Here is a 24242-nt window from a genome sequence, read left to right as displayed (position 1 = left end):
GGGAAGCGGGTGGTTCAGCCCTTGACGGCGCCCTCGCCCACGCCGCGGAAGAAGTACCGCTGGAGGCAGGCGAAGAGGACGATGAGCGGTGCCACGGCGATGATCGTGCCGGCGGCGACGAGGCGTTCGTCGTTGGCGAAGGTGCCGTGCAGGTAGTTCAGGCCGATGGTCAGGGTGAACCTGGACGGGTCGCTCAGCACGATCAGGGGCCACAGGAAGTCGTCCCAGGCGCCCATGAAGGCGAAGATCGCGACGACGGCGAGGGTGCCCTTCACCGCGGGCAGCGCGATCCGGTAGAACCGCTGCCAGACGTTGGCGCCGTCGACGAAGGCGGCCTCCTCGATCTCGTAGGGGAGGTTGAGGAAGGCGTTGCGCATCAGCAGCACGTTGAGGGCGCTGACGCAGCCCGGCAGCACCACGCCGACCAGGGTGTTGTTGAGGCCCAGCTCCCGCATGGTGGTGAACTGGGCGATGATGATGCCCTCCACCGGCACGAGCATGGCCAGGATGAACACCAGCGTGGCGACGCGCCGGCCGCGGTAGCGCAGGCGGGCCAGGGCGTATCCGGCGAGGGCGGCGCCGACGCAGTTGGTGACGACGTTGGCGGCGGCGACCTTCAGCGAGTTCAGGGCGTAGTCCCACACGGGGATGGTGTCGGCGACCCGCTCGTAGTTGTGCAGGGTGGGGTCGGCGGGCAGGAACTTCGGCGGGGAGCTGAAGATGTCCTCCGTGGGGCCCTTGAGCGAGGTCGACAGCTGCCACAGGAACGGCCCGATGGTCAGGGCGAGGACACCGAGCAGCAGCAGGTAGCGCAGGGCCAGTTCCCAGCCGCGTACGCGGCGGCCGTGCTCGTCGGTGATGCGCGGTTCCCGCTTCCGTTCCCGGTCGGTGGCCCGGGTCCGTTCGGCGGGCCGGGTCTTCTCGGCGATGCTCACGCATCCTCCTTCCGGTCGGCGCGCAGGACGAGCAGCATCAGGACGACGGTGACGACGAAGACGACCACGGAGATGGCGGAGGCGTAGCCGACCCGGCCGGTGAGGCCGGTGCCGGTGCGCTGGACCAGCATCACGAGGGTGGTGTCCTCGCCGGCCGGTCCGCCGCTGGGGCCCGCCATCAGGTACACCTCGGAGAAGACCTTGAAGGCGGCGACCGAGGAGAGCGCCGCGACCAGGACCATGGTGGAGCGGACCGCGGGCACCGTGACGGTGAGGAAGCGGCGGACCGCGCCCGCGCCGTCCACGGCGGCGGCCTCGTGCAGTTCGCGGGGCACGTTGGCCAGCGCCGCCAGGTAAATGATCATGTAGTAGCCGAGGCCCTTCCAGACCGTGACGCCCATCGCGCTGAGCAGGATCAGCCACTGGTCGCTGAGGAAGCCGACCGGGCTGGCACCGAGCGTCTCCAGCAGGGAGTTGACCAGTCCGCGCTCGTCGAGGAGCCAGACCCAGATCAGCCCGACGACGACGATCGAGGCGACGACCGGGGTGTAGAAGGCCGAGCGGAAGAAGGTGATGCCGGGGATGTTCTTCTGCACCAGCATCGCGAGCAGCAGCGGCAGCAGGACCAGCGCGGGGACGACCCCGAGGACGTACAGGGAGCTGTTGCGCAGGCCGATCCAGAACATGTCGTCGTGGAGCAGTTCGCGGAAGTTGGCGAGTCCGACGAACTCGCCCGCAACCAGCGTGCGGCGGTCGGTGAAGGAGTTGACGAGCGTGGAGACGAACGGGTACAGGATGAACGCGCCGGTGATCAGCAGACCGGGTGCGGCGAACAGCCAGGGGCTGGCGGGCAGCTGCCGCCGCACGCGCCGGGCGCCGCCGCCCTTGCGGGCGTCCGGTGTGCCGGTGGTGAGGGTGGGACTCGCCATGATGTCTCAGCCCTGCTGCTGGAGGAGCCGGTCGCACGCCTTGACAGCGTTGTCGAGGGCTTCCTTCGGGCTCTGCTTGCCCTGGAGCGCCTTGGCGACCTCGTTGCGCAGCTCGGTCTTCATCTGCTCGCTGAACAGCACGGGCGTGTAGTTGACGGCCGTCTTCAGCGACTTGGCGGCGGCGACCCGGACACGGGTCTCGTCGGTGCCGTCCTCCTTGGTGAAGTACGGGTCGTCCAGCGAACCGGCGGTGCTCGGGAAGATGGCGACCTGCTTGGCGAACGACATCTGGTGCGCCGCGTCGGTGACGTAGTGCGCGAAGGCGACCGCGGCCGGCTTGCGCTGGCTCTGCGCGTTGACCATCAGGCCCATCACGTACATGTTGACGTGGCCGGTGCTGGTGATCTGGTCGGTGATGCCGATGTTCTTGTACAGGTTCGGCGCCTGCTTCTTGAAGTTGGCGAGGTCGAGCGCGCTGCCCGGGTTCATGGCGACGGCGCCGGTGAGGAACTTCTTCCCGGAGGACTCGGGGGTGGCGGTCAGCGCCTGCGGGTCCAGGGCCTTGGCGTCGTACAGCTCCTTGTAGCGGGTGAGGAGTTGGACGCCCTTGGCGTCGTTGAACGCGAAGGCGGTGCCCTCCTTGTTCATGAGCGGGACGCCGTAGCGGCCGAAGTCCTCGATGGTGGGCACGTTGGCGAGCGTGGCGACCTCGCCGTCGGTCTTGTCGGCGATGCTCAGGGCGGCGTCGAAGACCTCGTCGTACGTCTTCGGCGGCTGCTCGGGGTCGAGCCCGGCCTTCTCGAAGAGGGACTTGTTGTAGAAGAGGGGGCCGGTGTTGAGGTACCAGGGGAAGGCGTACGTGCCGTCCATGCCCGGTATCCGGTGGCTGGCCCAGGCGCCTTCCAGGTACTCCTTCTCGTACTGCCCGGCGGCCTTGTCCAGGTCGAGGGCGAGGCCCGCCTTGGCGAGCGGTGCGACCAGGTCCGGGGAGACGTTGACGACGTCGGGCAGGGTGCCGCCGGCGGCGTCGGCGCTGATCTTGTCGGCGTAGCCCTCGCCGGGCTGGTCCACCCACTTGACGTGGGTGTCGGGGTACTTCTTCTCGAAGTCGGCGATCAGACCCTCGAAGTAGTCCTTGAAGTTGGCCCGCAGGTTCCAGGTCTGGAAGGTGATGTCGCCCTCGACCTTGCCCGAGGCGTCGGTCGAAGAACCGCCGTCGCCTCCGGAACCGCAGGCGCTGAGCGGCAGGACGAGGGCGGCGACGGCGGCGACGGCGAATGTTCTGCGCGAGGTGGGCACGGTGACACGTCTCCCTGAAGGACGTCGGCGGTGGGATGCCAGCGACCATGCACGGCGATTCCGCGGAAAGTCAATGGATTCACGCCAACTAAAGCAGACCGCACAGCATTAGCCCAGGTCAGAGCGGTATGAGCGGGCTCTTGCCAGGAACTACTAATGCGCTTTAGGATCTTCACACTCAAGCGCTTTAGCTGAGACAGCTCTCACCGCTCGCACCGAGGAAAGGAGCGCGCATGCCGGCCAAGCGGCCCGCCGCGCGCCGGCCGACGATGAAGGACATCGCGCGCCGGGCCGGGGTCTCCGAGAGCGCGGTGTCGTTCGCGCTGAACGACCGGCCGGGGGTCTCCGAGATCACCCGGGACCGGGTGCGCCGGGTGGCCGAGCAGCTCGGCTGGCGGCCCAGTACGGCGGCGCGCGCGCTGTCCGGGGAGGGCGCGGCGACGGTCGGCTTTGTGCTGGCGCGGCCCGCGCACACCCTCGGCGTGGACTCCTTCTTCCTGCAACTGGTCTCGGGCATCCAGGAGGTGCTGGCGGAGCGGCACCTGGGGCTGCTGTTCCAGGTGGCCGAGGACGTCGAGGACGAGTGCGCGGTGTACCGGCGCTGGTGGGCCGAACACCGGGTGGACGGTGTCCTCGTGGTGGACCCGCGCACCGACGATCCGCGCCCGGACCTGCTCGACGAACTCGGCCTGCCCGCCGTGGTGATCGGCGGGGCGCCGGACGAGCGCCACCCGGGGCTGTCGACGGTGTGGGCGGACGACGCGGGTGCGATGGCCGCGCTGGTGGACGCGCTGCACGCGCTCGGGCACCGGCGCATCGTGCACATCGCCGGGCTGCCGGGCCTCGCCCACACCGAACGCCGTATCCGCGCCCTGCGTGCGGAGGCGGGGCGGCGCGGTCTGGGCGAGGTCGAGTCGGTGACCACCGACTACTCGGACGCCGAGGGCGCGGCCGTCACCCGCCGCGTCCTGGAGGCGCCCACTCCCCCGACCGCCCTGATCTACGACAACGACGTGATGGCCGTCGCCGGGGTCGCCGCCGCGGCCGGACTCGGCTTCTCGGTACCGGCGGACGTGTCCGTGGTGGCCTGGGAGGACTCGGCGCTGTGCCGCATGGTCAAACCGTGGCTGTCCGCCCTGTCCCGGGACAGCGTGGAGTTCGGCCGCACGGCGGCGACGGAGCTGACCGCCCTGCTCGACGGCGGCCCGGCCCGGACGGTGCGGGTACCGGTGCCGCGACTGATCGAGCGGGACAGCACGGGAGTGGTGCGGCCGCCGGCCTGACGGTCCGCGCTCTCGACGTGCGCGCCCGGGACGGGCAGAGTGCTGTCCTGCGTACTCACCAGTAATGCCGCATCCCCGTTCCCGCACCCCTAGGAGCCCTCCGTGACCGACTGGGCCGGCCGCACCGCCGTCGAGATCGCCGCCGCCGTACGGGAGAAGCGGGCCACGCCCCGCGAGGTGGTGGCGGAGCACCTGGCCCGCATCGAGCGGCTCGACGGCCGCGTCGGCGCCTTCCGCGCGGTGCGCGCCGAGGCGGCGATCGCCGAGGCGGAGGAGGTGGGTGCCCGGGGTGACCTGGGCGAACTGCCGCTGGCCGGCGTGCCGGTCGCGGTCAAGGACAATCTCGCGGTGCGCGGGGAGAGCACGCGCGTCGGCTCGGCCGCCACGCCGCACACGCCCGCGGACGCCGACCACGTCACCGTGGCCCGGCTGCGGGCGGCCGGCGCGGTGGTGGTGGGCGTGACGAACGTGCCGGAGCTGTGTGTGTTCGGCACCACGGAGGGGGTGCTCGGCACGGCCCGCAACCCGTGGGACCCGTCCCGCTCCGCGGGCGGTTCGTCGGGCGGCAGCGCCGCCGCGGTCGCCGCCGGGATGGTGCCTCTCGCCCTCGGCAACGACGGCATGGGCTCGCTGCGCATCCCCGCGGCCAACTGCGGACTCGTCACCCTCAAGCCGGGCCGGGGCATGGTGCCCGCCGGCATCGGCGAGGGCGACTGGTTCGGCATGTCGGAGAACGGGCCGCTGGCCACGACGGTCGCGGACGCCCGCCTGATGCTCTCGGTCCTCGCGGACGGCCCCCTGCCGGACCGCGAGGACTCCGGCGCCCTCCGTGTCGCCGCCTCCCTGCGCAGCCCCCTGGCGGGCGTCCCCGTCTCCCGACCGTACGCGCGGGCCGTGCGCGAGGCGGCCGGAGTACTGATGAAGGCGGGGCACCAGGTGCGGCGGGCGGACCCGCCCTATCCGGCGTCCCTGGGCGTGACGGCTCTGACCCACTGGACGGCCGGCACGTCGGTGGACGCGCGGCACCTGGACCGGCGGCTGCTGACCAGGCGCACGCGGGTGCACGCGGCCCTCGGGCGGCGCTTCGTGGGCCGGGTGGCGGCGGGCGCGGGCCGGGAGCGGCTGCGCGGACGGCTGGAGCCGTTCTTCGCCGGGTACGACGTCCTGCTCACCCCGGCGCTGGCCCGCCGCTCCCCCGCGGCGGGGCCCTGGCACGAGCGGGGCTGGCTGCGCAACGTGGTGGCGAACTCGGCGTACTCGCCGTTCACTCCGCCCTGGAACCTGACCGGGTGGCCCGCGATGTCGGTGCCGTTCGGCACGCTGGACTCGGGCGCGCCCTGCGCCGTACAGCTGGTGGGGCGTCCGGGTTCGGAGGCGGCGCTGCTGGAGCTGGCGGAACGGATCGAGGCGCTGCGGCCCTGGCGGCGGACGGCGCCGCTGGACTGAACGGGTCCTACAGGGCGCGATGCATGATGTGCAGGCCGACCCGCCCGTGCCTCGGGTGGTCGAAGGCGTCCGGCACCGTGCCGAGGATCGTGAAGCCGAGGGAGGTCCACAGCCGGACGGCGGGGTTGGTCTCGACGACGGCGTTGAAGACCATGCCCCGGAATCCGTCGGCCCTGGCGGCATCCAGGACGTACTCGGCGAGGGCCCGGCCGGTGCCGCGGCCCGCCCGGCCGGGGTCGACCATGAAGCCCGCGTTGGCGATGCGGGCGGCGGGGCCGCCGTAGTTCGGGGTGAGGTAGGCGGAGGCGACGACGGCGCCGGTGTCGTCCTCGGCGACGTAGACGCGTTTGGCGGGGCTCATCCACAGGGCCCGGGCGTCCTCCTCGGAGGTGTCCGGGTCCCAGGCGTAGGTCTCCGAGGCGGCGACGATGCGGTGCCAGAAGGGCCAGATGTGCGGCCAGTCGCCGGCTGTGGCTTCCCTGATCAGCATGGGCGTGAGTGTGCCACGCCCATGCGTGCGGCGGTCTCGGCGGGTGGCGGGCGGGTCAGTCCACGCTCGGCAGGATGTGCGGCTCGGCGAGGTCCTCCTCGTAGCCCGCGAGGCGGATGGGGGCGGAGCGCGCCCACACGTCGAGGCTGCCGATCTCGCCGGGCCGGCGGCCTGCCCGCCCGGTGCGTTCCTCGGTGCGTTGCTCTGGGGTCGTCGTCGTTTCCGGTGTCACCGCGCACTCCTTATGTGTCGGGTCACCCTCGGGGCCTGCCGACGCCAGTCTCCTGTCCGGCACCCGGCGCCCGCTCGAGTGTGGGTCGAATGCAGTTCGGACGCGGTGGCGCCGGAAACTCGTGCGGAAGCAGGCCGTTGTGAACCGGCTTGTCCCATGACGGACCTGGGTGTGGGTAGTGCCCTGTGCTGCCGTCCGTCCGGACCAGACTAACCAAATGAGCGGGGGTGCGCTCTATGGGGCTCAAAAGATGGGAGAACCATTGCCCTTCGCTCCGCGCGCAGTTGACCCGAGTCTGCCCCGATTCCTCCGCTTCCGCACGGTGCGCAACTCACCCGTTCGGCCTACATCGGCGTCCGCACCTTCGAATGTCGGCGGCACCGGGTCGCGCAGTTAAGTTGCCGTTGGCTGCGGCGCAAGCTCGCCATGGTCTCCTGCTCGTCGGCAACGGCTGTCTCGTGGGAGGACCGAGGCATGGAACTGCGCAGCGTCGAGGAGCTGATGGACCTGCTGTACGCCTGCCGGGGCGCACGGCCCGCCGACGGGGCCGGCGGCGGGCCCGGGGATCCGCACGGGCACGCGCTGCGCACGGCCGCGCTGCTGCGTCGGCGCCGCCCGGCGGACAAGGAGCTCCAGGTCGCGGGGCTGGTGTCGCCGGTGGGCCGGCTGCTGTGGCCCGGCAGCCCGGCCGCCAGGACCGCCGACGCGGTACGGCCGCTGCTCGGCGCCCGCGTCGCCCGCCTGGTGCGCCGCCAGGCCCGCCCGGAGGCCTGGGACCACGACGACGACCTGGTCAGCCTGCGTCAGGCCGACGAGGAGGCGCGCACCGCCGTCTTCGACGCCGGGGTCCTGGAGGACTGGCGCACGGTGCTGGAGCTGACGGCGGCGCGGAACTCGCGGCTGGGCGCGGTCGACTGAGGCACCGTCCGGTGCGGACCGGCCGGCCCCGGCCGCCCGGAGGGACCGGTCACCACTTGCCGGGCGCGTAGTCCTTGAGGAAGACGCCGTACAGGTCCTCGCCCGCCTCGCCGCGCACGATGGGGTCGTAGACGCGGGCGGCGCCGTCGATCAGGTCGAGCGGGGCGTGGAAGCCCTCGTCGGCCAGGCGCAGTTTGTCGTAGTGCGGGCGCTCGTCGGTGATCCAGCCGGTGTCGACGGAGGTCATCAGGATCCGGTCGGTGTCGAACATCTCCTGGGCGCTGGTCCGGGTCACCATGTTCATGGCGGCCTTGGCGGCGTTGGTGTTCGGGTGCCCGGCGCCCTTGTAGCCGCGGGCGAACACGCCCTCCATCGCCGAGACGTTGACGACGTAGGCACGCCCCGCGGGCGCCTTGCGCGCGGCCTCGGCCATCGACGCACGCAGCGCGCTGATGAGGATGAACGGCGACGTGTAGTTGCACAGCTGGGTCTCCAGCAGTTCCACCGGGGAGATCTGCTCGATGGTCTGGACCCAGGTGTTGGAGTCGACGACGTCGGGCACCAGCCCGCCCGCGTCGATGGCGGTGCCCTCGCGGTGCCGGACCACGCTGGCGTTTCCGGCCACCAGGGCGAGGTCGGCCACCTGCTGCGCGTCGAGCCCCGAATTGCCCAGCGGCAGCGCGGCCAGGCCGTCCACCGCGCCGGAGTTGAAGGCGCCGATGACCTGGTGCGCGGGCAGTTCACCGGCGGGCAGCGGGGCGCTCTCGCCCTCGACCAGCGCGGCGTACGCGGAGGGCAGGCGGCGCACGGTCTGGGTGGCGTTGTTGATCAGGATGTCGAGCGGGCCCTGCTCCGTGACCCGCTCGGCCAGGGCCACGGCCTGGGCGGGGTCGCGCAGGTCGATGCCGACGACCTCCAGGCGGTGCAGCCAGTCCGCGGAGTCGTCCATCGCCTTGAAGCGGCGGATGGCGTCCTTGGGGAAGCGGGTGGTGATCGTGGTGTGGGCGCCGTCGCGCAGCAGCCTGAGCGCGATGTACATGCCGATCTTGGCGCGGCCGCCGGTGAGCAGCGCGCGCTTGCCGTCGAGGTCGGCGCGGGCGTCGCGGCGGGCCCGGTTCTCGGCGGCGCAGTCCTGGCAGAGCTGGTGGTAGAAGTAGTCGACCTCGGTGTAGCGCTGCTTGCAGACGTAGCAGGAGCGGGGCCGCTGGAGTATTCCCGCGATCGTGCCCTGCTCGGTGCGCGAGGAGGGCAGCAGGCCCTCGGTCTCGTCGTCGATGCGCTCGGCCGACCCGGTGGCGGTGGCCTCGGTGACCGCCTTGTCGTGGGCGGTCTTGGCGGCGCGGCGCTCCTGGCGGCGGCGCTGCTTGACCGTGCGGTAGATGTGCGAGGTGGCCCGGCGGACCGCGATCGCGTCGGGGTGGTCGACGTCCAGCTCGTCGAGTTCCTTCAGTACGTCGAGGCAGACCGCGAGCCGTTCGGGGTCGATGCCGGGGCCGTACGCGGACGCCGCCACCTCGTCCGTGGTCGCCGCACCGTCCTGTGTCACCGTCATCGCCGCTGCCGTCCTGGTCACCGTTGCGGCGCTCCGGGAGGCGACCGCTGTCGAACAGCGGATTTTATTCAGCGGGCGGCCCGGATCCAAACCCGCCGGGGTCAGGGACGGCACGCCGTGAGCAACGTCTCCACCTCCTCGGCCACCGCGAGCGCGAACCGGTCGAGGTCCGGCACCGCCTTCGCGTCGGCGACCAGGCCGTAGTGGACCCGCCCGCGGTACGTCGAGACGGCCACCGCCAGGGAGTGGCCGCGGGCCAGCGGCGCCAGCGGGTAGACCTCGGTGAGCGGGTGGCCGCCGAGCCGCAGCCCGAGGCTGGGCAGGGGCACGCTGGTGACCAGGATGTCGAACCAGAGCCGGGCGGCCCCGGAGACCAGCGGCCCGCCGAGCCGGTGGCCGAGCGCCGGGACGTGGTCGGCGAGCAGGGCGACGGCTCCGGCGCCGCGGCCGGGCCCGGCGTCCTTGTGGCGGTCCATGGCGGCGCGGACCGTGCCGAGGCGGGAGAGCGGGTCGGGGTCGCCGACCGGAAGCCGTATCAGGTACCCGGAGAGCCGGTTGCCCTGCGGGTGGGCGCTGCGCGGGCGGCGCTTGGAGACGGGGATCAGGGCCCGGGGCGCGACGCCCTCGCTGCCGTCGCCGCGCTCGTCCAGCCAGCGGCGCAGGGCGCCCGCGACGACCGCGATCAGTACGTCGTTGACGGTGCCGCCGGTGGTCTTGCGTACGTGGTGCACGTCGTCGAGGTCGACGGCCACCCCCGCGGTCCGGCGGGTGCCGGAGGACTCCGCGGTGAGCGCGGGCGAGGAACGCACGTCGAGGGTGGACAGCGCCGCGGCGGCACCGATGTCCAGGGCGCGCCCGGCGTCGGACAGGGCGCCGCGCAGCCGGTCCGGCAGGGCGCGCACGTCCGGCAGGAGCCCGCGCGACGGCTGCTCGGGGCGGGGCCGGGGCGCCGGCAGGTCCATCGGGTCGAGGACGCCCGCGGCCAGGGTCAGGGCGCGCAGGCCGTCGGCCAGGGCGTGGTGGAACTTGAACAGCACGGCGAAGGCCCCGCCGTCCGCGCCCGGCAGCACGTGCGCCTCCCACGGGGGCCGTCCGCGCTCCAGGGGGCGTTCCATCAGGCGCCCGGCCCGGGCGTGGAAGTCGGTGGTCGGGGCGTGCAGCCGCACGTGGTCGAGCGGGTCGAAGCGGGGGTCGGGCTCGCGGGTCGCGCCGCCGAACGCGAACGGCCGGCGCAGGGCCAGCGGCGGCTGCCAGGTGTCCCGGATCCTCATCCGCAGTCCGGGCACCGCGGGGGCGCGGGCCGCGAGCAGGTCCGCCGCGAGGGCGCCCGCGGTGGGCGAGTCGGCCTCGAAGACGCCGAGCGCGCCCAGGTGCATGGGGTGCTCGGCGGACTCGATGTTCCAGAACGCCAGGTCGAGGGGAGCGAGCGGATCGGGAGTCAAGGGCTTGCCTCGCAAGGACGACGCGTGAGCGGCGGATGGGCAGCGGATGGACTACGGGTGGACAAGCAGTCAATCGCTCTCCGACGATTACGGTCAAGTACGATCAGGCTACGCACAGTTAACAGGAGATTAAAGTCCCGCCCCTTTCGGCAGGGGCGGGACTGCTGTGACTCATGGGGCGCCTGTGCTCGTGTCGGCTCAGGTCAGCGGCGGCGGCACCGCCTCTGCACCGGTACCCCACCCGGACGGCTGCGGGCCGACCGTGAACGCGAGCGACCGCACGGAGCGCAGGGCGTCCGTCGTCAGCCACGTCCGGGCGTAGGCCGAACCGTCGGTGCGGGCCGACTGGACGTACCGGTCGGTGTCCGAGGTGCCGGGCGCGGTGATCGTCAGGCCGCCGCGCGGGTAGTAGCGGCGGTCGAGGGTCAGGTCGACGCGGTCGAAGACCGGGGTGGACAGGCCCCAGGTGTCGTAGCCGGGCTGGATCGGGAAGATCCCGATCGAGGACAGCACGTTCCAGGCGGACATGGTCCCGAGGTCGTCATTGCCGGTCATGCCGGTCGGCGTGTCCGTGAACAGGGTCAGCGCCGCGTGCACCACGTCGGTCGTCTTCCAGGGCTGCCCGGTCGACAGGTAGGTGTACGGGGCGATGAGGTCGGGCTCGTTCTGCGGGTTGTACTTGTCGGCGTTGTAGTAGTCGTACGGCCCGTTCACCCACACCTCGCGGGCGGTCTTCGCCGGGTCCGCGAGGAGCTGGTCGTAGGCGAAGAAGGAGTCGAGCCGCTCGTTGGCCGCCTCGGTCCCGCCGATGAGGTCGATCATGCCGGGCAGGTCCTGCGGCACCAGCCACTGGTACTGCCAGGACGTGCCCTCGTGGAAGCCCTCGCTCTGCGCCGGGTCGGCCGGGCCGGTGAAGGCGCCCTCGGCGTCGCGGGCGCGGAAGAAGCCGGTCGAGGGGTCGAAGACGTTGCGGTAGCTCTGGGCGCGCTCGGCGTACCGCTTCGCGTCCGCCTCGTGGCCGAGGTCGCGGGCCATGCGGGAGAGCATGGCGTCGGACAGGGCGTACTCCAGGGTGGCGGAGGCGCCGTGGTCGTAGTCGGAGTCGCCCGGCTTGGCGTGCGGGCGGCCCTTGACGTACGGCGCGAAGCCGTCGGCGAGGTACTCCCGGTTGGCCTCCCGGCCGACGGCCGGCGAGTCGGCGGGCGGGACCCCGTCCGCGTTCTTCTTCAGCGCCCGGTAGGCCTTCTCCTCCCAGCCGTGCAGGAGGCCCTGCTGGTAGGCGTTGGTGAGGAAGGGGGTCACCGGGTCGCCCGTCATGATGTTGGTCTCGACGGTGCCGTAGCCCCACTTGGGCAGCCAGCCGCTCTCCTCGTCGATCTTGATGACGGAGATCGCCATGTCCCGGGCCTCGCGGGGTGCGAGCAGGGCGAGGAGCTGGGACTGGGTGCGGTAGGTGTCCCACAGGGACCAGTTCTGGTAGTACGTGAAGCCCTTGGCGCGGTGGATCTCCTGGTCCCAGCCGGTGTAGCGGCCGTCGACGTCGCTGCCGACGTTCGGGGCGAGGAAGGACCGGTACAGGGACGAGTAGAAGGTGCGGCGCAGCGTGTCGTCGCCGCCCCGGACCCTGACGTCGTCCAGCCGCTTCTCCCAGGTGCGCTCGGCACCGCGGCGCACGGCGTCGAAGGAGTGCCCGCCCTCGGCGCGCAGGTTGAGCGCGGCGCCGCGCGCGTCCACGTAGGACAGGGCGGTGGTGGCCTCGACGGTGCGGTCCTTCGTGGTGTCGAAGCGGACGTAGGCGCCGTCGCCACCGCTCTTCGCGCCCGCCGTCACGGTGCCGTCTTCCCAGGTGCCGTAGGAGGCGAAGGGACGGTCGAAGCGGGTGATCGTGTAGACCGTGTACGGCTTCGTGTCCTGGCAGAAGCCGCTGCCGGTGATCGCGGTGCGCACGGTGCGGCTGTCCAGCACCTCGACCTTGGTGCTGATGTTCCTGTGCAGCGGCTGGCCGGCGTTGAGCAGCACGTTGGCCTTGTCGGTGGCCGGGAAGGTGTAGCGCTGCACGCCGGTGCGTTCGGTGGCGGTCAGCTCCGCGTCGACGCCGGAGTCGAGGCCGACCCGGTAGTAGCCGGGGCCCGCCTCCTCGTCGTCGTGGCTGAAGGAGGCGGCGTACTTCGCGTAGTCCGTCTCGGTGACGTCCCCGGTGGTCGGCAGCACCGGCAGGTCGCCGCCGAGTCCGCAGCCGACGCCGGAGAGGTGGACCAGGGAGAAGCCGCGGATGTGGGTGTCGGAGTGGTCGTAGCCGGTGTTGTGGCCGGTGTCCGGCGAGAACTGCACCATGCCGAAGGGCACGGCGGCGCCGGGATAGGTGTTGCCCTCGTTCTCCGTGCCGATGAACGGGTTCACGAGGTCGGTCAGGTTCTGGTCGGTCGTCGGGGCGGCCTGCGCCGCCGGGGCGGTGAGCAGCGCGGACGCTGCCACCACCCCGGCCACGCACAGCCGCAGACGCCGGGTGCCTCTCATGTGCGGTGACCTCCGGAAGGTCTGCTGTGTCGTGCGGTTCTGCTGCGGGTGCGGGTGATCAGACGGTGCAGCCCGCCGGGGTGGGCTGGGACGCGTCGTGGATGAGGGCCTCCTGGGCGGCCTTCACCCGCTCGACGTCCGGCTTGAGCACCTTGCGGTCGTACGTCGTCAGGCCGTTCAGCTCGCCCTCGACGTCCGAGATCTGGGTGTAGACGGCGCCGTTGCTGCCCCGGCAGACCAGGGCGCGCACCTCGTCGAGCTTGGTGAGGTAGTCGTCCGTGTACGTCTGCGGGTCGACGTCGACGTACGACTGCTGCACGGACCAGGCGTGGCCGGGCACCGCGAGGCCGAGGCCGCCGTACTCGCCGGTGACCAGGGCGCGTTGGCCGTCCGGGGACGGCGGCAGGGCGGGGCTCGGGTAGCCGTGCTCGTCCATGATGTCGCCGGCGCCGCCGTCGGCCCCGAGGTTCAGGCCCGACTGGTTGTTGACGAGCCGGGTCGGGTCCCAGGCCTTGGCCTGCGCGGCGACGCGGCCGATGTCGTACTGGCCCCAGCCCTCGTTGAAGGTGACCCACATGATGATCGACGGGTGGCTGACGTGCTCGTCGATCATCTCCTTCATCTCCCGCTCGTACTCCGCGCGGGCGGCGGTGGACGGGTTCTTCCCGGCGGTCATCGCGGGCATGTCCTGCCACACCATCAGGCCCAGCTTGTCGGCCCAGTAGAACCAGCGGTCGGGCTCGACCTTGATGTGCTTGCGCACCGAGTTGAAGCCGAGCTGCTTGTGCAGCCTGAGGTCGTACGCGAGGGCCTCGTCGGTGGGCGCGGTGTGCAGTCCGTCCGGCCAGAAGCCCTGGTCGAGGGTGGCCATCAGGAAGGTCGGCTTCCCGTTGAGCATGGTGCGCGGAACGCCGTTGACCTTCTCGACGGCGATGGAGCGCATCCCGAAGTAGCTCTCGACGTGGTCGCGTCCGACGGTGACCTTGAGGTCGTAGAGGAACGGGTCGTCGGGCGACCACAGGCGCGGGTCGCGGATCTTGAGGGTCAGGGGCTCGCCGGTGCGGCCGCTGACCGTGGCGACCTTGCGGTGCCCGGCGTACGCCGTGGCCCTGACGCGCACGCCGTCGCGTACGCCCTTGGGCTCGACGGTCAGGGTGCTCGCCGCGCCGTCGACGTGCGGAGTGAGCTTGAGGGAGTCCACGTGGTCGCGGGCGACCGGCTCCATCCAGACGGTCTGCCAGATGCCGGAGCTGGGCGTGTACCAGATGCCGCTCGGGTCCAGGCGCTGCTTGCCGAGCGGCGGGTTCTCGCCGTTCGCGGCGTCGGTCGGGTCGTAGACGCCGACGATCAGCTCCTGGGTGCGGCCGGGCTTGAGGGCGTCGGTGACGTCGGCGCTGAACTTGTCGTAACCGCCCTTGTGGTCGGCGACCTTGATGCCGTTGACGTACACCTCGGACTGCCAGTCGACGGCGCCGAAGTTCAGCTTCAGCCGCTGGGCGGAGCCGATGTGCCAGTCGCGGGGCACGGTGAAGGTGCGGCGGTACCACATGCGGTCCTCGTGCCGCTGGATGCCGGAGAGCTGCGACTCCACCGGGTACGGGACGAGGATGCGCTCCTTGAGGTTCTTGCCGACCGGCGGCTGCTCGCCCGCCTCGGCGGCGGCGAACTGCCAGCGGCCGTTGAGGTTCTGCCACTCGTCGCGGGTCAGCTGCGGGCGCGGGTACTCCGGGAGGGCGTTGTGCGGCCCGACCTCGTCGGCCCAGTCGGTGCGCAGTTCGTAGGTGGACTCGTTGCCGCCGCTGCTCCAGAAGGCGTTGACAACGTTGCCTTCGGTGTCGGTGAGGCCGCCTTCCCCGTCGTAGCGGACGTCGGCGGTGCCGGGGGCGTCGCCGTTCTTGTTGCCGACGACGGGCTGGTCGAGGGCGACGAGCAGGGCACTCGGGTCGGCGGGGTCCAGCTTCGTCTCGCCGAGCGGCCACGTGGCGCCGCCGATCACCGCTTCGAGGTGGTCGGTGAGACCGGCCGGGGGCGCCGCGAGCGGGCTCGCGAAGTCCAGCTTGAGGGTGCGGCCGGTGGACTGGACGGTGGTCGCCGTCGCGCCGTTGTAGTCGAAGCCGTCGGGCAGGCGGAACGCCGACTGCGGGATCGCCTCCTTGCTGCCGCCGGGCTCGGTCCAGCGCAGGTGGAGGTTGGAGCCGCCGTAGTGCTCGAAGTACTCCAGCTTGATGTCGTAGGACTGGCCGGCCGTCAGCTCGATGGGCTGGGCGGTCTGTTCGCGGTCCCAGTCGTCGACCCAGTGGTCGATGGCGAGCTGTCCGCCGACCCAGAGGCGGAAGCCGTTGTCGCCGATGATCGAGAAGGTGTGGGCGCCGGTCTTCTCCGGGACGAGCTTGCCGGTCCAGCGGACGTTCACGTCGTCCGACTGCCCGGTGGCGAAGGCGAGTCGCGGCTCCAGGGTGTTGAAGTCGACCTGCTGGTCGAAGCCGGTGGCCTTCAGCTCGTGGAAGTCGAAGGCGCCGGGGGCGGACTGGGTGTAGTACTCGCCCTTCAGGCCGTGGACCTCCGCGGCCAAGTCGTCGGCCGCGTTGGCGGCCGGTACGGCGGCGAGTCCGGCGACGCCGAGCGCGGCGGCCAGCAACAGGGCGAGTTTGTCTCTGAGTCGTTTGGTGCGCACTGACCCTCTCCTCGAGAACGGGTGGTGGCTGATGGCTCAGGACATCGATGTCATACATCGATGTAACGGCAGCGGTGCAGAGGCATGACAACACGGATTCCGCTTGGCGTCCAGGGACATGACAACGGCCCCGGACTCCACGCGCGTATCACGGGTGCCGCGCGCTCCCGGGGCCGCGGTCCGCCGGGCCGTCCGTGCCTCACGGCACCCGCTGCCCCTTGCCCAGTGCGATCACACCGCCCTTGGAGACGGTGTACAACTCGCCGTCCCGCTGCGGGTTGACGCCGATCGTCGCGCCCGGCGGCACCTGCACGTTCTTGTCCAGTACCGCTCCGCGCACCACCGCGCCCCGGCCGATGTGCACGTTGTCGTGCAGCACCGAGCCCTGCACGACGGCGCCCGGGTCGACCACCACCCCCGGGGAGAGCACGGACCGGGTGACCTGTCCCCGGATCAGGCAGCCCGCGCTGATGATCGACTCACTGGCGATGCCCCCGGCGTTGAAGCGGGCGGGCGAGAGCTGGGTGGAGTGGGTGTAGACCGGCCAGTCGCGGTTGTAGAGGTTGAACGCGGGCCGCTCGGCGATGAGGTCCATGTGTGCGTCGTAGTAGGCGTCCAGCGTGCCCACGTCCCGCCAGTACCCCTGGTCGCGGGTGGTCTCCCCCGGGACGTGGTTGGCGCTGAAGTCGTACAGCGCGGCCTCGCCCCGGTCGGTGAGCTGGGGCAGGATCGAACCGCCCATGTCGTGCACGGAGTTCTCGTCCTCGGCGTCCCGGTGCAGGGCCTCGACGAGGGCCTTGGTGGTGAAGACGTAGTTGCCCATCGAGGCGAAGACGCACCCGGGGTCGTCGGCCAGGCCGGGAGGGTCGGCGGGCTTCTCCAGGAAGCCGGTGACGGTCTGCCCGTCCGAGCCCGGCGTGATCACGCCGAAGGACGGCGACTCGGCGCGCGGGACCCTTATCCCGGCGACCGTGACACCCGCCCCGGACTCGATGTGCTGGGCGAGCATCTGGCGCGGGTCCATCCGGTACACGTGGTCGGCGCCGAACACCGCGACGTACTCGGGCTGTTCGTCGTACACCAGGTTCAGGGACTGCAGGATCGCGTCGGCGCTGCCGAGGAACCAGCGCGGGCCGAGGCGCTGCTGGGCGGGGACCGGAGTGACGTAGTTGCCGAGCAGGCTGGACATCCGCCAGGTGGTGGTGATGTGCCGGTCCAGGGAGTGCGACTTGTACTGCGTGAGGACGCAGATCCGCAGGATGTCGCCGTTGACCAGGTTGGACAGCACGAAGTCGACGAGCCGGTAGGTGCCGCCGAAGGTGACCGCGGGTTTGGCGCGGTCCGCGGTCAGGGGCATCAGGCGTTTGCCCTCTCCGCCCGCCAGCACGATGCCGAGCACCGAAGGACCTCCACGACGCATGGCCGCTCCCCTCACCCTCGTTCACCCTCGGCCGCCCCGGGTGGGGCGGCTCAAGCCCGCTTGAGGATCTCCTCGTAGAGCCGGACCGTGCGGCGCGCGACCGCGTCCCAGCCGAACTCCTCCACCGCGCGCTCCCGGCCCGCCTCACCCATCCGCCGGGCGGCCGCCGGATCGCCGAGGACGGAGTCCAGGGCGCGCGCGAGACCCGTCTCGAAGGCCTCGTCCGCACCGTCCTCCCTCGGGACGAGTACCCCCGTCACGCCGTCGGCCACGACCTCGGGGATGCCGCCCACCCGGGAGGCCACCACCGGGGTGCCGCAGGCCATCGCCTCCAGGTTGACGATGCCGAGGGGCTCGTAGACGGAGGGGCAGACGAAGACGGCCGCGTGCGTCAGGAGCTGGATCACTTCCGTGCGCGGCAGCATGCGCGGGATCCAGTGCACGCCCTCGCGGGCGCGGCCGAGTTCGGCGAAGAGGTCGCGGAACTCCTGGTCGATCCCGGGGGTGTCCGGGGCGCCCGCGCACAGCACGACCTGCGCGGCGGGGTCGATGTCCCGGACCGCGCGCAGCAGCTGGGGCACGCCCTTCTGACGGGTGATGCGGCCGACGAACAGGACGTACGGGCGGGAGCGGTCCAGGCCGACCCTCTCCAGCACGTCGGTGCCGTGGTCGGGCCGGTAGAGCCGGGTGTCGATGCCGTTGTGCACGACGTGGACCCGGGAGGCGTCGAGGTCCGGGTAGCAGCCGAGGATGTCCTCGCGCATGGCGCCGGAGACGGCGATCACCGCGTCGGCCGCCTCGAACGCGGTGCGTTCGGCCCAGCCGGACAGCGCGTAGCCCCCGCCAAGCTGCTCGGCCTTCCAGGGGCGCAGGGGCTCCAGGGAGTGGGCGGTCACCACGTGCGGGACGCCGTGCAGGAGCTTGGCGAGGTGGCCGCCGAGGTTGGCGTACCAGGTGTGGGAGTGCACCAGTTCGCGCCCTTCGAGGGCGGCGGTCATGGCGAGGTCCACGGAGAAGGTGCGCAGCGCGTCGTTGGCGCCGTCGAGCGCGGACCAGGGGCGGTGGCGCAGCACGCCGTCGCTGCGGCCCTCGCCCCAGCTGTGCACGTCCAGATCGACGAGGCGGGCGAGCTCCCGGGCGAGGAACTCGACATGGACTCCGGCGCCGCCGTAGACGTCCGGCGGGAACTCACGGGTCAGCAGTCCCACGCGCACCCGGAACCTCCCGTCTCGGCGGCTGGTTCCCTCATGGTCACCCAGAGCGGGCGCCTGGGGAAGAGCGCGGAGGGCGCGGAGGGGGCGGGGAGCTGCCGGGCTCCGGCGGGCGGGCGGGCTCCGGCGGGCGTGGCGAGCGGGCGGGCTCCGGCGGGCGTGGCGAGCGGGCGGGCTCCGGCGGGCGTGGCGAGCGGGCGGGCTCCGGCGGGCGTGGCGAGCGGGCGGGTCCCGGCGGACTCGGGAAGCAGCAGTCGCCGCAGACGCCCCCGCCCGGCACCCGGTAGTACAGGCAGCAGCTGCGGCGCCGGAAGGACGTGCCGGTGAGCGTCCCGGTGCCGGCGAGCAGGGGGTGGGCCAGCAGCCCGGCGGTGAGCGACCGGGCGCGGGCAGCGGTGTCCGTACGGCCGTGTCGGCGGGCCCAGCGGTCCAGTTCCCGGCCGGCGCCGGCCAGGGCGGAGGCCGCGTTGCCGCGCAGCAGTCCGGTCGCGACGCCGTAGCGGGTGTGCACGGCCTCGGTGAGGGGGCCCAGGTGGGTGGTGAGGACGACGTCCGCGACGGTGCCGCCGTCCCCCGGCCGGGCGCGCACCTCGGTGAGCCACAGGTCGTCGGGTGCGGTGGCCTCGGGGTCCCAGTGCAGCAGGCGGGGGTCGAGGTCCGGGACATGTCCGTACAGGACGGCGCAGGCCAGGGTCACCGACCACAGGCGGGCCGCGAGTCCCTGCTGGGCGACGGAGGCGGCGACCCGAATCTCGGGGGCGCCGAGCGCGCTGGCGACCCTGCGCACGCGACGGTCCAGCGGGTCGGAGCGGTGAACCGGAACTTGAACGTCCGCCGCCGCGTTCACGTGTCCGGGTGCGTAGGCGTGTGCGAGGGGCGCAGCCTCGGCGGTCCGCCCCGACGGCAGCGGAGGCGGGGCGTGCAGGACGAAGAAGCCGCCGAGCGGGCGGAGGGCGGAGAGGGCGGGGTCGAGGTCCACGGAGAGCAGTAGTATCAGTGCCCCCAGGAGTTCCTGGCCAAGCCGTTGGACGTGGCGGCACCGGTCTGGTCCGGGGCTGCTGATCGAGCCGCGGTCGAAGAACCAGCCGGACTGGGAACGGGCGGCGGCTTCGGCGGCAACGGCTCGATCGGCGACCACAGTTCATCCCCCACGATTCACGGCCGCGACTGGCGGTTTCCCGGCCCCGGACATACGAGCGCAGAACGCCCCGACGGCATCATGATCAGCCGTTCTTGTCGGAGCCGGTCAGCGCAGTCCGCGGAAGAACTTGGTGATGTCGTCGGCGAGCAGTTCGGGCTCTTCGTGGGCGGCGAAGTGCCCGCCGCGTGGCATCGACGTGTACCGGGTGATGTTGTAGGTGCGTTCGGCCCAGGAGCGCGGTGGCCGGGTGAGGTCGGCGGGGAAGACGGCGACGGCGGTGGGTACGTCGACCTTCTCGACGCGCCGGGTCAGGCCACGGACGTACTCGTGGTAGGGCCGGAACGACGTCGAGATCGTGCCTGTGAACCAGTACAGGGACGCCTGGGTGAGGACGAAGTCGTCGGTGAACCGGGACGACAGGTCGCCGCCCGAGTCGCTCCAGGCGCGGTACTTCTCGACGATCCAGGCCAGCAGGCCGGTCGGAGAGTCGGACAGGGCGTGGGCCAGGGTGAGCGGGCGGGTGCTCTGCTGGTGCTGGTAGCCGCCCTCCTCCGCGCTCCAGGTGGCGACCTGGTCGAGGTATGCCTGTTCTTCCAGGGTGAGGCTGGTGGCGTCGTACTCCTGGGGTTCGGCGACGGCGAGCAGGTGGATGCCGGCCAACGACTCCGCGTAGGCCTCCCCCAGGCGCGAGGTGATCCCCGCGCCCAGGTCACCGCCATGGGCGGCGTACCGGTCGAAGCCGAGCTCGTCCCGCATGAGCCGGTGCCAGATCTGGTGAGTCTGGAGCGTCGGCGGGAGGGCCGGGCGTTGTGGCGAGAACGCGTAGCCGGGCAGCGAGGGGACGACGACCGTGAACGCGTCGGACGCGTCGCCCCCGTGCTTCGACGGCTCCGCGAGACGCCGGGCGAGGTCGGTGAGCTCCAGGAAGGTGCTGGGCCAGCCGTGGGTCAGAACGATCGGCAGGGCGCCGGGCCGCTCGCCGTCGAACCGGAGGTAGTGGACGGGCGTGCCGCCGATGACGGCCGTGTGGTGCGGCAGGGCGTTGATCCCCGCCTCGTGGGTGCGCCAGTCATAGCCGGTGGCCCAGTACTCCGCCAGGCGGCGCACCTCAGTGGTGTCGGCGCCCGCCTCCCAGCCATCGACGGGCCACCGGGTGGGCCACCGGGTGGCGCGTAGCCGCGCGCGCAGGTCTTCGAGTTCTGCATCGGTCACCGCGATCACGGGCGACGGTGCGGTCATGTGCCTCTCCTGGTCGTGCTCACGCGCTGGTCGTTGGGCCGGCTTCGTGCGGTTGGCGCTTCGCGTTGGCCAGTGCCGCGCGGATGACGCCCGGACCGGTCGGCCGGCCCATCTCGTTCGAGGGCGGCCCGTACGGGGTCCCCCACACCGGTGTGCCCGTCGCCTGCCGCCAGCTGTCGGCCAGGAGTCCCGCGTCCACCACGCCGTACCCGATGGAATCGATGAACTCGGTGGCTGCCGCCTTCGCCGGCGCGGAGTCCCCGGCGATCGGCAGGTATGAGCGGTCGGTCGCCCCCGCCGGGCGGGCGAGCGACAGCAGGTGCTTGAAGTAGATGTTGTTGAAGGCTTTCACGAGGATGGCGTCCGGGACGTATCGCAGCAGCAGCTCGCTCGAGGTGAGCGACGTGCCGTCGAGCTCGGGGATGTGCCCGTCGCGCTCGGGGCCGTAGTTGCACGTGTCGATGACGGTCTTCCCGGCCAGCGGTGCGGCGGGCAGGTCGGGGAAGGCCGTGACCGGCACCGTGACCACGACGATGTCACCGGCCGCCGCGGCCTCCTCGCTCGCCGCCGCCGACGCCCGGGGCCCCAGTTCCGCGACCGTGTCCGCGAGCGACCCGGGACCGCGCGAGTTGCTGAGCACGACCCGGTGTCCGGCCGCGACAGCGAGCCGTGCGATCGTGCTGCCGACGGACCCGCTTCCGATGAATCCCACAGTTGTCATGTTCTCGAACATCCCTCCATAGGAGCCTTGTCCTCACGACGAGCGGGACTCGTTGCGAAGAGGTTCCTGCCTTTGGACGTGCCCTCGGATGGCGGGGACGTCGGTTGACGGAAAGTAGTGGCCGTTGTCCAGGTCGGCGAGGAGGCGGGGCTGGGCGGGTTCCCAGCCGAGGGTCTTGCGGGTGATGAGGTTGGACGTCGGGTAGCTCTGCGTGACGATGTTGGTGAGGAACCCGAAGTGTCCCGGCAGCATCAGTTCGTCCAGCGGCACACTCACCGCGGGCAGACCCAGGCGGTTGCCGATGGCCTCGGCGATCTCGCGGACCGGGATGCCCCCGTCCTCGACCGCGTGCCAGTAGCTGCCGGCCGGGCCCTTCTCCAGCGCCAGGCGGAACAGGGAAGCGGCGTCGCGGATGTGCACGGCGTTCCACAGGTTCGAGCCGTCCCCGGGGTACCCGGCGAAGCCTCTCTCCTTCGCCAGGGCGATCAGGGTGGGGAGGAAACCGGCACGATCGGCCGTGCTGTGGGCGATGTTGGCGATCCGCACGACGGAAGACCGCACTCCCCGTTCGGCGAGGCCGATGACCGTGGTCTCGACGGCGTTACGGGCCCGGAGGGTGCCCTTGTGCTCATCGCCGACGGGGAGGGCAGGGTCCTCCTCGGTGGAGGGCCGGCCCAGATACCGTCCGGTCCCGGGCGAGCCGATGCTCCCTGCCGCGACCAGCGGCTTTCCGGTTCCCGCGAGTGCCTCGCCGTAGGCGAGCACGACCGGGAGCTCGGCGGCGGCCACGGCGTCGATCCCGCCGGACGGCAGCAGGTCCTGCCGGTGCGCGACGTGGATGACGCCGTCGGAGTCCGCAGCCGCCTCCTTGAGCCCGTCGAGGTCCTGGAGGTCGCCGCGGTGGACCTTCGCACCGAGCGCGGACAGGGTCGCCGCGGCCGCGTCCGACCGGGCCAGGCCGGTCACCTCGTGCCCTGCGGCGACGAGTTCGGAAATGATGTGCGAACCGGAGTGGCCGGTCCCGCCGGTGACGAAGACGTGCATCGTACTCCTCCTGGTGAGTGATGTGGCGTGAGTGGTACGGCGGAAGAAGGGCTGGTGTGGGGTGCGCTCAGCCGGGAAAGTCGACGCCGAGGGCGACGTCGAAGGTGCCCGCGCCGTTGCGGGCCAGGCCCATCAGCAGCGGCCCGACCCCTTCCAGCCAGCGAGCCATCTCCAGGCCGCCGACATCGAGCGGGCGCAGTCCGAGGCTCTCGATGAACAACGACACGTTCGCCTTGGCGCCCGCGTCGTCTCCGGCGAACAACACGTCCAACGGTCGCTCCTGGACCAGGACGTGGCCGAAGACGGTGTTGAACGCCTTCACGACGTGCGCGCTCGCCGGGGCCGCCTTGGCGATCTCCTGCGCACCGGATGTGCCGTCGGGGGTGACGAGCCCGGTGGCGTCGGCGTTGAAGGTGTTGGAGATGTCGATGATGACCTTGCCGGCCAGGGCGTCTCCGTACTGGGCGACGACGGGCACAGCGCTGGTGTACGGCACGGCGAGGACGACGATGTCGCCCGCGGGGACCGTGCCGAACGTCCCCGTCGTGGCACCGCCGCCGAGTTCGGCGGCCAGGCCCTTCGCCTTGGCCGGGTCGCGGCCGATGAGCTCGACGGAGTGGCCGCCCGAGACCGCGCGTGCGGCGATGGCGTGGGCCATGCCCCCGAGGCCGATGAAGCTGATGCTACTCATGGTGAGTGCTCTCTTTCTTGGGTGGTCGTTTCTCGGATGGTCGTTTCTCGGGTGGTCACAACCGGCCGGTGCGCTCGATCACCTGGGCGGCGAAGTCGAGCAGCTGGTCCAGGCCGGTGAACATCGCGAAGGCATCGAAGTACGCCTCGTCAACGCCTGAGTCGGCGTACCGCTTCAGCTGGTCCGCGACCGACTCGACGGACGTGCCCGGCTCAAGGTTGATCCGCATGGCCGTCTTGAGCGCGTCGGGATCGCGGCCGGCGTCTTCCGCCGCTCGCCGCGCGATCGACCACAGGCGGCTTGCGCCCTCGTCCTGACTGCTGATCGACGCGGCGGGCGCCGGCCCCTCGACCCCGAGCCAGCCGACCCCACTGCGGCCGACTCGGCGCATCGCGGCCTCGCTGGCACCACCGATCCAGATGGGCGGCCCACCCGCCTGGACCGGCCGGAGACCGGCGTGGACCGGTGGCATGGTGAAGAACTCGCTGTCCCAGGAGACGGGACTGGTCGTCCACCACGCGTGCAAGAACGCCAGCGTGTCATCGAGCATCTTGCCGCGCCGCCGCCAGTCCGCGTTGCGGGCGACGTCGTACTCCTGCTTCATCCACCCCAGTCCCACACCGACGCCGAGGCGGCCGTCGCTGAGCACGTCGAGCGTGGTCAGCTGCCGGGCCAGGTGCGGCGGCTCGTAGTAGAACGTGCTGAGCGTGCTGGTGTTCAGGCGCACTCGGCCGGTCGCCGCCGCGGCGACGGTCAACAGCAGCACGGGGTCGAAGGAGCGGGCCATCTGCGGCCCTCGGGCCAGATAGTCACTGCCCACATCGACGGGCGTGACCAGGCGATCGCCGACCCACAGGGCGTCGTAGCCAAGGTCCTCGAGTCCGCGGACGAAGGCACTCAGGGCAAAGGCGTCGCTGACGGAGGGCCCGACAAGGGGAATCATGAAACCGAGTTGCATTGCGATGAGCCTCCTCGGGCGACACTTCTTCGCCACTGTCCGTTTCCGACATCTGCCAGTCGGCGGTCCATCAACCCGTCAGAGCGCACCGCGCTCCGTC

General features: G+C 71.7%; 20 protein-coding genes. 3 read left to right on the top strand and 17 right to left on the bottom strand.

Translation table 11 applies throughout. The features are described from left to right. Positions 1 to 14: 14 nt before the first annotated feature. Genes ACFYZ3_RS09500 through ACFYZ3_RS09490 form a run of 3 tightly spaced genes read right to left on the bottom strand, consistent with a single transcriptional unit; the run spans position 15 to position 3163 of the window. Positions 15 to 935: a carbohydrate ABC transporter permease gene (locus ACFYZ3_RS09500; RefSeq protein ID WP_388515018.1), complete on the bottom strand. Its 921-nt coding sequence runs from the start codon at positions 933 to 935 to the stop codon at positions 15 to 17. After that, the gene (locus tag ACFYZ3_RS09495) at positions 932 to 1864 is read right to left on the bottom strand and encodes a carbohydrate ABC transporter permease (RefSeq protein WP_388515017.1); all 933 of its coding nucleotides are present in this window, start codon (positions 1862 to 1864) and stop codon (positions 932 to 934) included. The genes ACFYZ3_RS09500 and ACFYZ3_RS09495 overlap by 4 nt, the downstream gene beginning before the upstream one ends. A gap of 6 nt (positions 1865 to 1870) precedes the next feature. Next, a complete protein-coding gene (locus ACFYZ3_RS09490; RefSeq protein ID WP_388515016.1) occupies positions 1871 to 3163 on the bottom strand; it encodes an ABC transporter substrate-binding protein in 1293 nt (430 codons plus the stop codon). 233 nt (positions 3164 to 3396) lie between these two features. Between ACFYZ3_RS09490 and ACFYZ3_RS09485 the strand changes: the two genes are divergently transcribed. Then, positions 3397 to 4446, top strand: a complete 1050-nt coding sequence (locus tag ACFYZ3_RS09485) for a LacI family DNA-binding transcriptional regulator (protein ID WP_388515014.1) — start codon at positions 3397 to 3399, stop codon at positions 4444 to 4446. A 102-nt stretch (positions 4447 to 4548) separates the two neighbouring features. Continuing rightward, positions 4549 to 5892, top strand: a complete 1344-nt coding sequence (locus ACFYZ3_RS09480) for an amidase (protein ID WP_388515013.1) — start codon at positions 4549 to 4551, stop codon at positions 5890 to 5892. 7 nt (positions 5893 to 5899) lie between these two features. Here the strand turns inward: ACFYZ3_RS09480 and ACFYZ3_RS09475 are convergent, their stop codons facing one another. Both ACFYZ3_RS09475 and ACFYZ3_RS09470 read right to left on the bottom strand, forming a co-directional pair. Continuing rightward, entirely contained in the window at positions 5900 to 6382 is a 483-nt protein-coding gene (locus ACFYZ3_RS09475; protein ID WP_388515012.1) for a GNAT family N-acetyltransferase, read from the bottom strand. Between the two features lie 55 nt (positions 6383 to 6437). Beyond that, complete coding sequence (locus tag ACFYZ3_RS09470; RefSeq protein ID WP_087805276.1) at positions 6438 to 6614, bottom strand: hypothetical protein; 177 nt, start codon at positions 6612 to 6614, stop codon at positions 6438 to 6440. Between the two features lie 474 nt (positions 6615 to 7088). On the opposite strand from ACFYZ3_RS09470, the gene ACFYZ3_RS09465 reads away from it, so the two are divergent. Continuing rightward, on the top strand, positions 7089 to 7532 hold the full coding sequence (locus ACFYZ3_RS09465) for a hypothetical protein (RefSeq protein ID WP_388515011.1): 444 nt from the start codon (positions 7089 to 7091) through the stop codon (positions 7530 to 7532). 49 nt (positions 7533 to 7581) lie between these two features. Here the strand turns inward: ACFYZ3_RS09465 and ACFYZ3_RS09460 are convergent, their stop codons facing one another. The 12 genes from ACFYZ3_RS09460 to ACFYZ3_RS09405 all read right to left on the bottom strand — a co-directional run bounded on the left by ACFYZ3_RS09460 (position 7582) and on the right by ACFYZ3_RS09405 (position 24142). Beyond that, a complete protein-coding gene (locus ACFYZ3_RS09460; RefSeq protein ID WP_388515010.1) occupies positions 7582 to 9084 on the bottom strand; it encodes an SDR family NAD(P)-dependent oxidoreductase in 1503 nt (500 codons plus the stop codon). Positions 9085 to 9185: 101 nt separating this feature from the next. Continuing rightward, on the bottom strand, positions 9186 to 10526 hold the full coding sequence (locus tag ACFYZ3_RS09455; RefSeq protein WP_388515009.1) for a wax ester/triacylglycerol synthase family O-acyltransferase: 1341 nt from the start codon (positions 10524 to 10526) through the stop codon (positions 9186 to 9188). Positions 10527 to 10724: 198 nt separating this feature from the next. Then, positions 10725 to 13043 (bottom strand): GH92 family glycosyl hydrolase, encoded by a 2319-nt coding sequence (locus ACFYZ3_RS09450; protein ID WP_388515008.1) that lies wholly within the window; start codon positions 13041 to 13043, stop codon positions 10725 to 10727. A 58-nt stretch (positions 13044 to 13101) separates the two neighbouring features. Next, positions 13102 to 15717: a PA14 domain-containing protein gene (locus ACFYZ3_RS09445; RefSeq protein WP_388515007.1), complete on the bottom strand. Its 2616-nt coding sequence runs from the start codon at positions 15715 to 15717 to the stop codon at positions 13102 to 13104. A gap of 199 nt (positions 15718 to 15916) precedes the next feature. Next, positions 15917 to 17137, bottom strand: a complete 1221-nt coding sequence (glgC, locus tag ACFYZ3_RS09440) for a glucose-1-phosphate adenylyltransferase (protein WP_388515006.1) — start codon at positions 17135 to 17137, stop codon at positions 15917 to 15919. A 50-nt stretch (positions 17138 to 17187) separates the two neighbouring features. Then, positions 17188 to 18351 (bottom strand): glycogen synthase, encoded by a 1164-nt coding sequence (gene glgA, locus ACFYZ3_RS09435; RefSeq protein WP_388515005.1) that lies wholly within the window; start codon positions 18349 to 18351, stop codon positions 17188 to 17190. 37 nt (positions 18352 to 18388) lie between these two features. Beyond that, the gene (locus ACFYZ3_RS09430) at positions 18389 to 19486 is read right to left on the bottom strand and encodes a (2Fe-2S)-binding protein (RefSeq protein WP_388515004.1); all 1098 of its coding nucleotides are present in this window, start codon (positions 19484 to 19486) and stop codon (positions 18389 to 18391) included. A 108-nt stretch (positions 19487 to 19594) separates the two neighbouring features. After that, positions 19595 to 20728 carry an epoxide hydrolase family protein gene (locus tag ACFYZ3_RS09425; protein WP_388515003.1) on the bottom strand — a complete coding sequence of 378 codons (1134 nt, stop codon included), beginning with the start codon at positions 20726 to 20728 and terminating at the stop codon, positions 19595 to 19597. Positions 20729 to 20747: 19 nt separating this feature from the next. Then, entirely contained in the window at positions 20748 to 21440 is a 693-nt protein-coding gene (locus ACFYZ3_RS09420; RefSeq protein WP_388515969.1) for an NADPH-dependent F420 reductase, read from the bottom strand. A gap of 42 nt (positions 21441 to 21482) precedes the next feature. Then, positions 21483 to 22493 (bottom strand): SDR family oxidoreductase, encoded by a 1011-nt coding sequence (locus ACFYZ3_RS09415; RefSeq protein WP_388515001.1) that lies wholly within the window; start codon positions 22491 to 22493, stop codon positions 21483 to 21485. Positions 22494 to 22560: 67 nt separating this feature from the next. Then, positions 22561 to 23184 carry an NADPH-dependent F420 reductase gene (locus ACFYZ3_RS09410; protein ID WP_388514999.1) on the bottom strand — a complete coding sequence of 208 codons (624 nt, stop codon included), beginning with the start codon at positions 23182 to 23184 and terminating at the stop codon, positions 22561 to 22563. Positions 23185 to 23239: 55 nt separating this feature from the next. After that, the gene (locus ACFYZ3_RS09405) at positions 23240 to 24142 is read right to left on the bottom strand and encodes a TIGR03619 family F420-dependent LLM class oxidoreductase (protein WP_388514998.1); all 903 of its coding nucleotides are present in this window, start codon (positions 24140 to 24142) and stop codon (positions 23240 to 23242) included. Positions 24143 to 24242: the final 100 nt, after the last annotated feature.

Origin of the sequence: Streptomyces sp. NPDC001599 (assembly GCF_042893535.1) — a bacterium.
GTDB lineage: Bacteria > Actinomycetota > Actinomycetes > Streptomycetales > Streptomycetaceae > Streptomyces.
The sequence above is the reverse complement of the archived record's forward strand: the minus strand, read 5'-3'. Positions and strand labels throughout refer to the sequence as shown.

Excerpts from the sequence above, each read along its gene's own strand:
- ACFYZ3_RS09465 (WP_388515011.1), top strand. The coding sequence starts at position 7,089 with ATGGAACTGCGCAGCGTCGAGGAGCTGATGGACCTGCTGTACGCCTGC.
- ACFYZ3_RS09475 (WP_388515012.1), bottom strand. The coding sequence starts at position 6,382 with ATGCTGATCAGGGAAGCCACAGCCGGCGACTGGCCGCACATCTGGCCC.
- ACFYZ3_RS09495 (WP_388515017.1), bottom strand. The coding sequence starts at position 1,864 with ATGGCGAGTCCCACCCTCACCACCGGCACACCGGACGCCCGCAAGGGC.
- ACFYZ3_RS09410 (WP_388514999.1), bottom strand. The coding sequence starts at position 23,184 with ATGAGTAGCATCAGCTTCATCGGCCTCGGGGGCATGGCCCACGCCATC.
- ACFYZ3_RS09485 (WP_388515014.1), top strand. The coding sequence starts at position 3,397 with ATGCCGGCCAAGCGGCCCGCCGCGCGCCGGCCGACGATGAAGGACATC.
- glgC (WP_388515006.1), bottom strand. The coding sequence starts at position 17,137 with ATGCGTCGTGGAGGTCCTTCGGTGCTCGGCATCGTGCTGGCGGGCGGA.
- ACFYZ3_RS09405 (WP_388514998.1), bottom strand. The coding sequence starts at position 24,142 with ATGCAACTCGGTTTCATGATTCCCCTTGTCGGGCCCTCCGTCAGCGAC.
- ACFYZ3_RS09450 (WP_388515008.1), bottom strand. The coding sequence starts at position 13,043 with ATGAGAGGCACCCGGCGTCTGCGGCTGTGCGTGGCCGGGGTGGTGGCA.
- ACFYZ3_RS09460 (WP_388515010.1), bottom strand. The coding sequence starts at position 9,084 with ATGACGGTGACACAGGACGGTGCGGCGACCACGGACGAGGTGGCGGCG.
- ACFYZ3_RS09425 (WP_388515003.1), bottom strand. The coding sequence starts at position 20,728 with ATGACCGCACCGTCGCCCGTGATCGCGGTGACCGATGCAGAACTCGAA.
- ACFYZ3_RS09415 (WP_388515001.1), bottom strand. The coding sequence starts at position 22,493 with ATGCACGTCTTCGTCACCGGCGGGACCGGCCACTCCGGTTCGCACATC.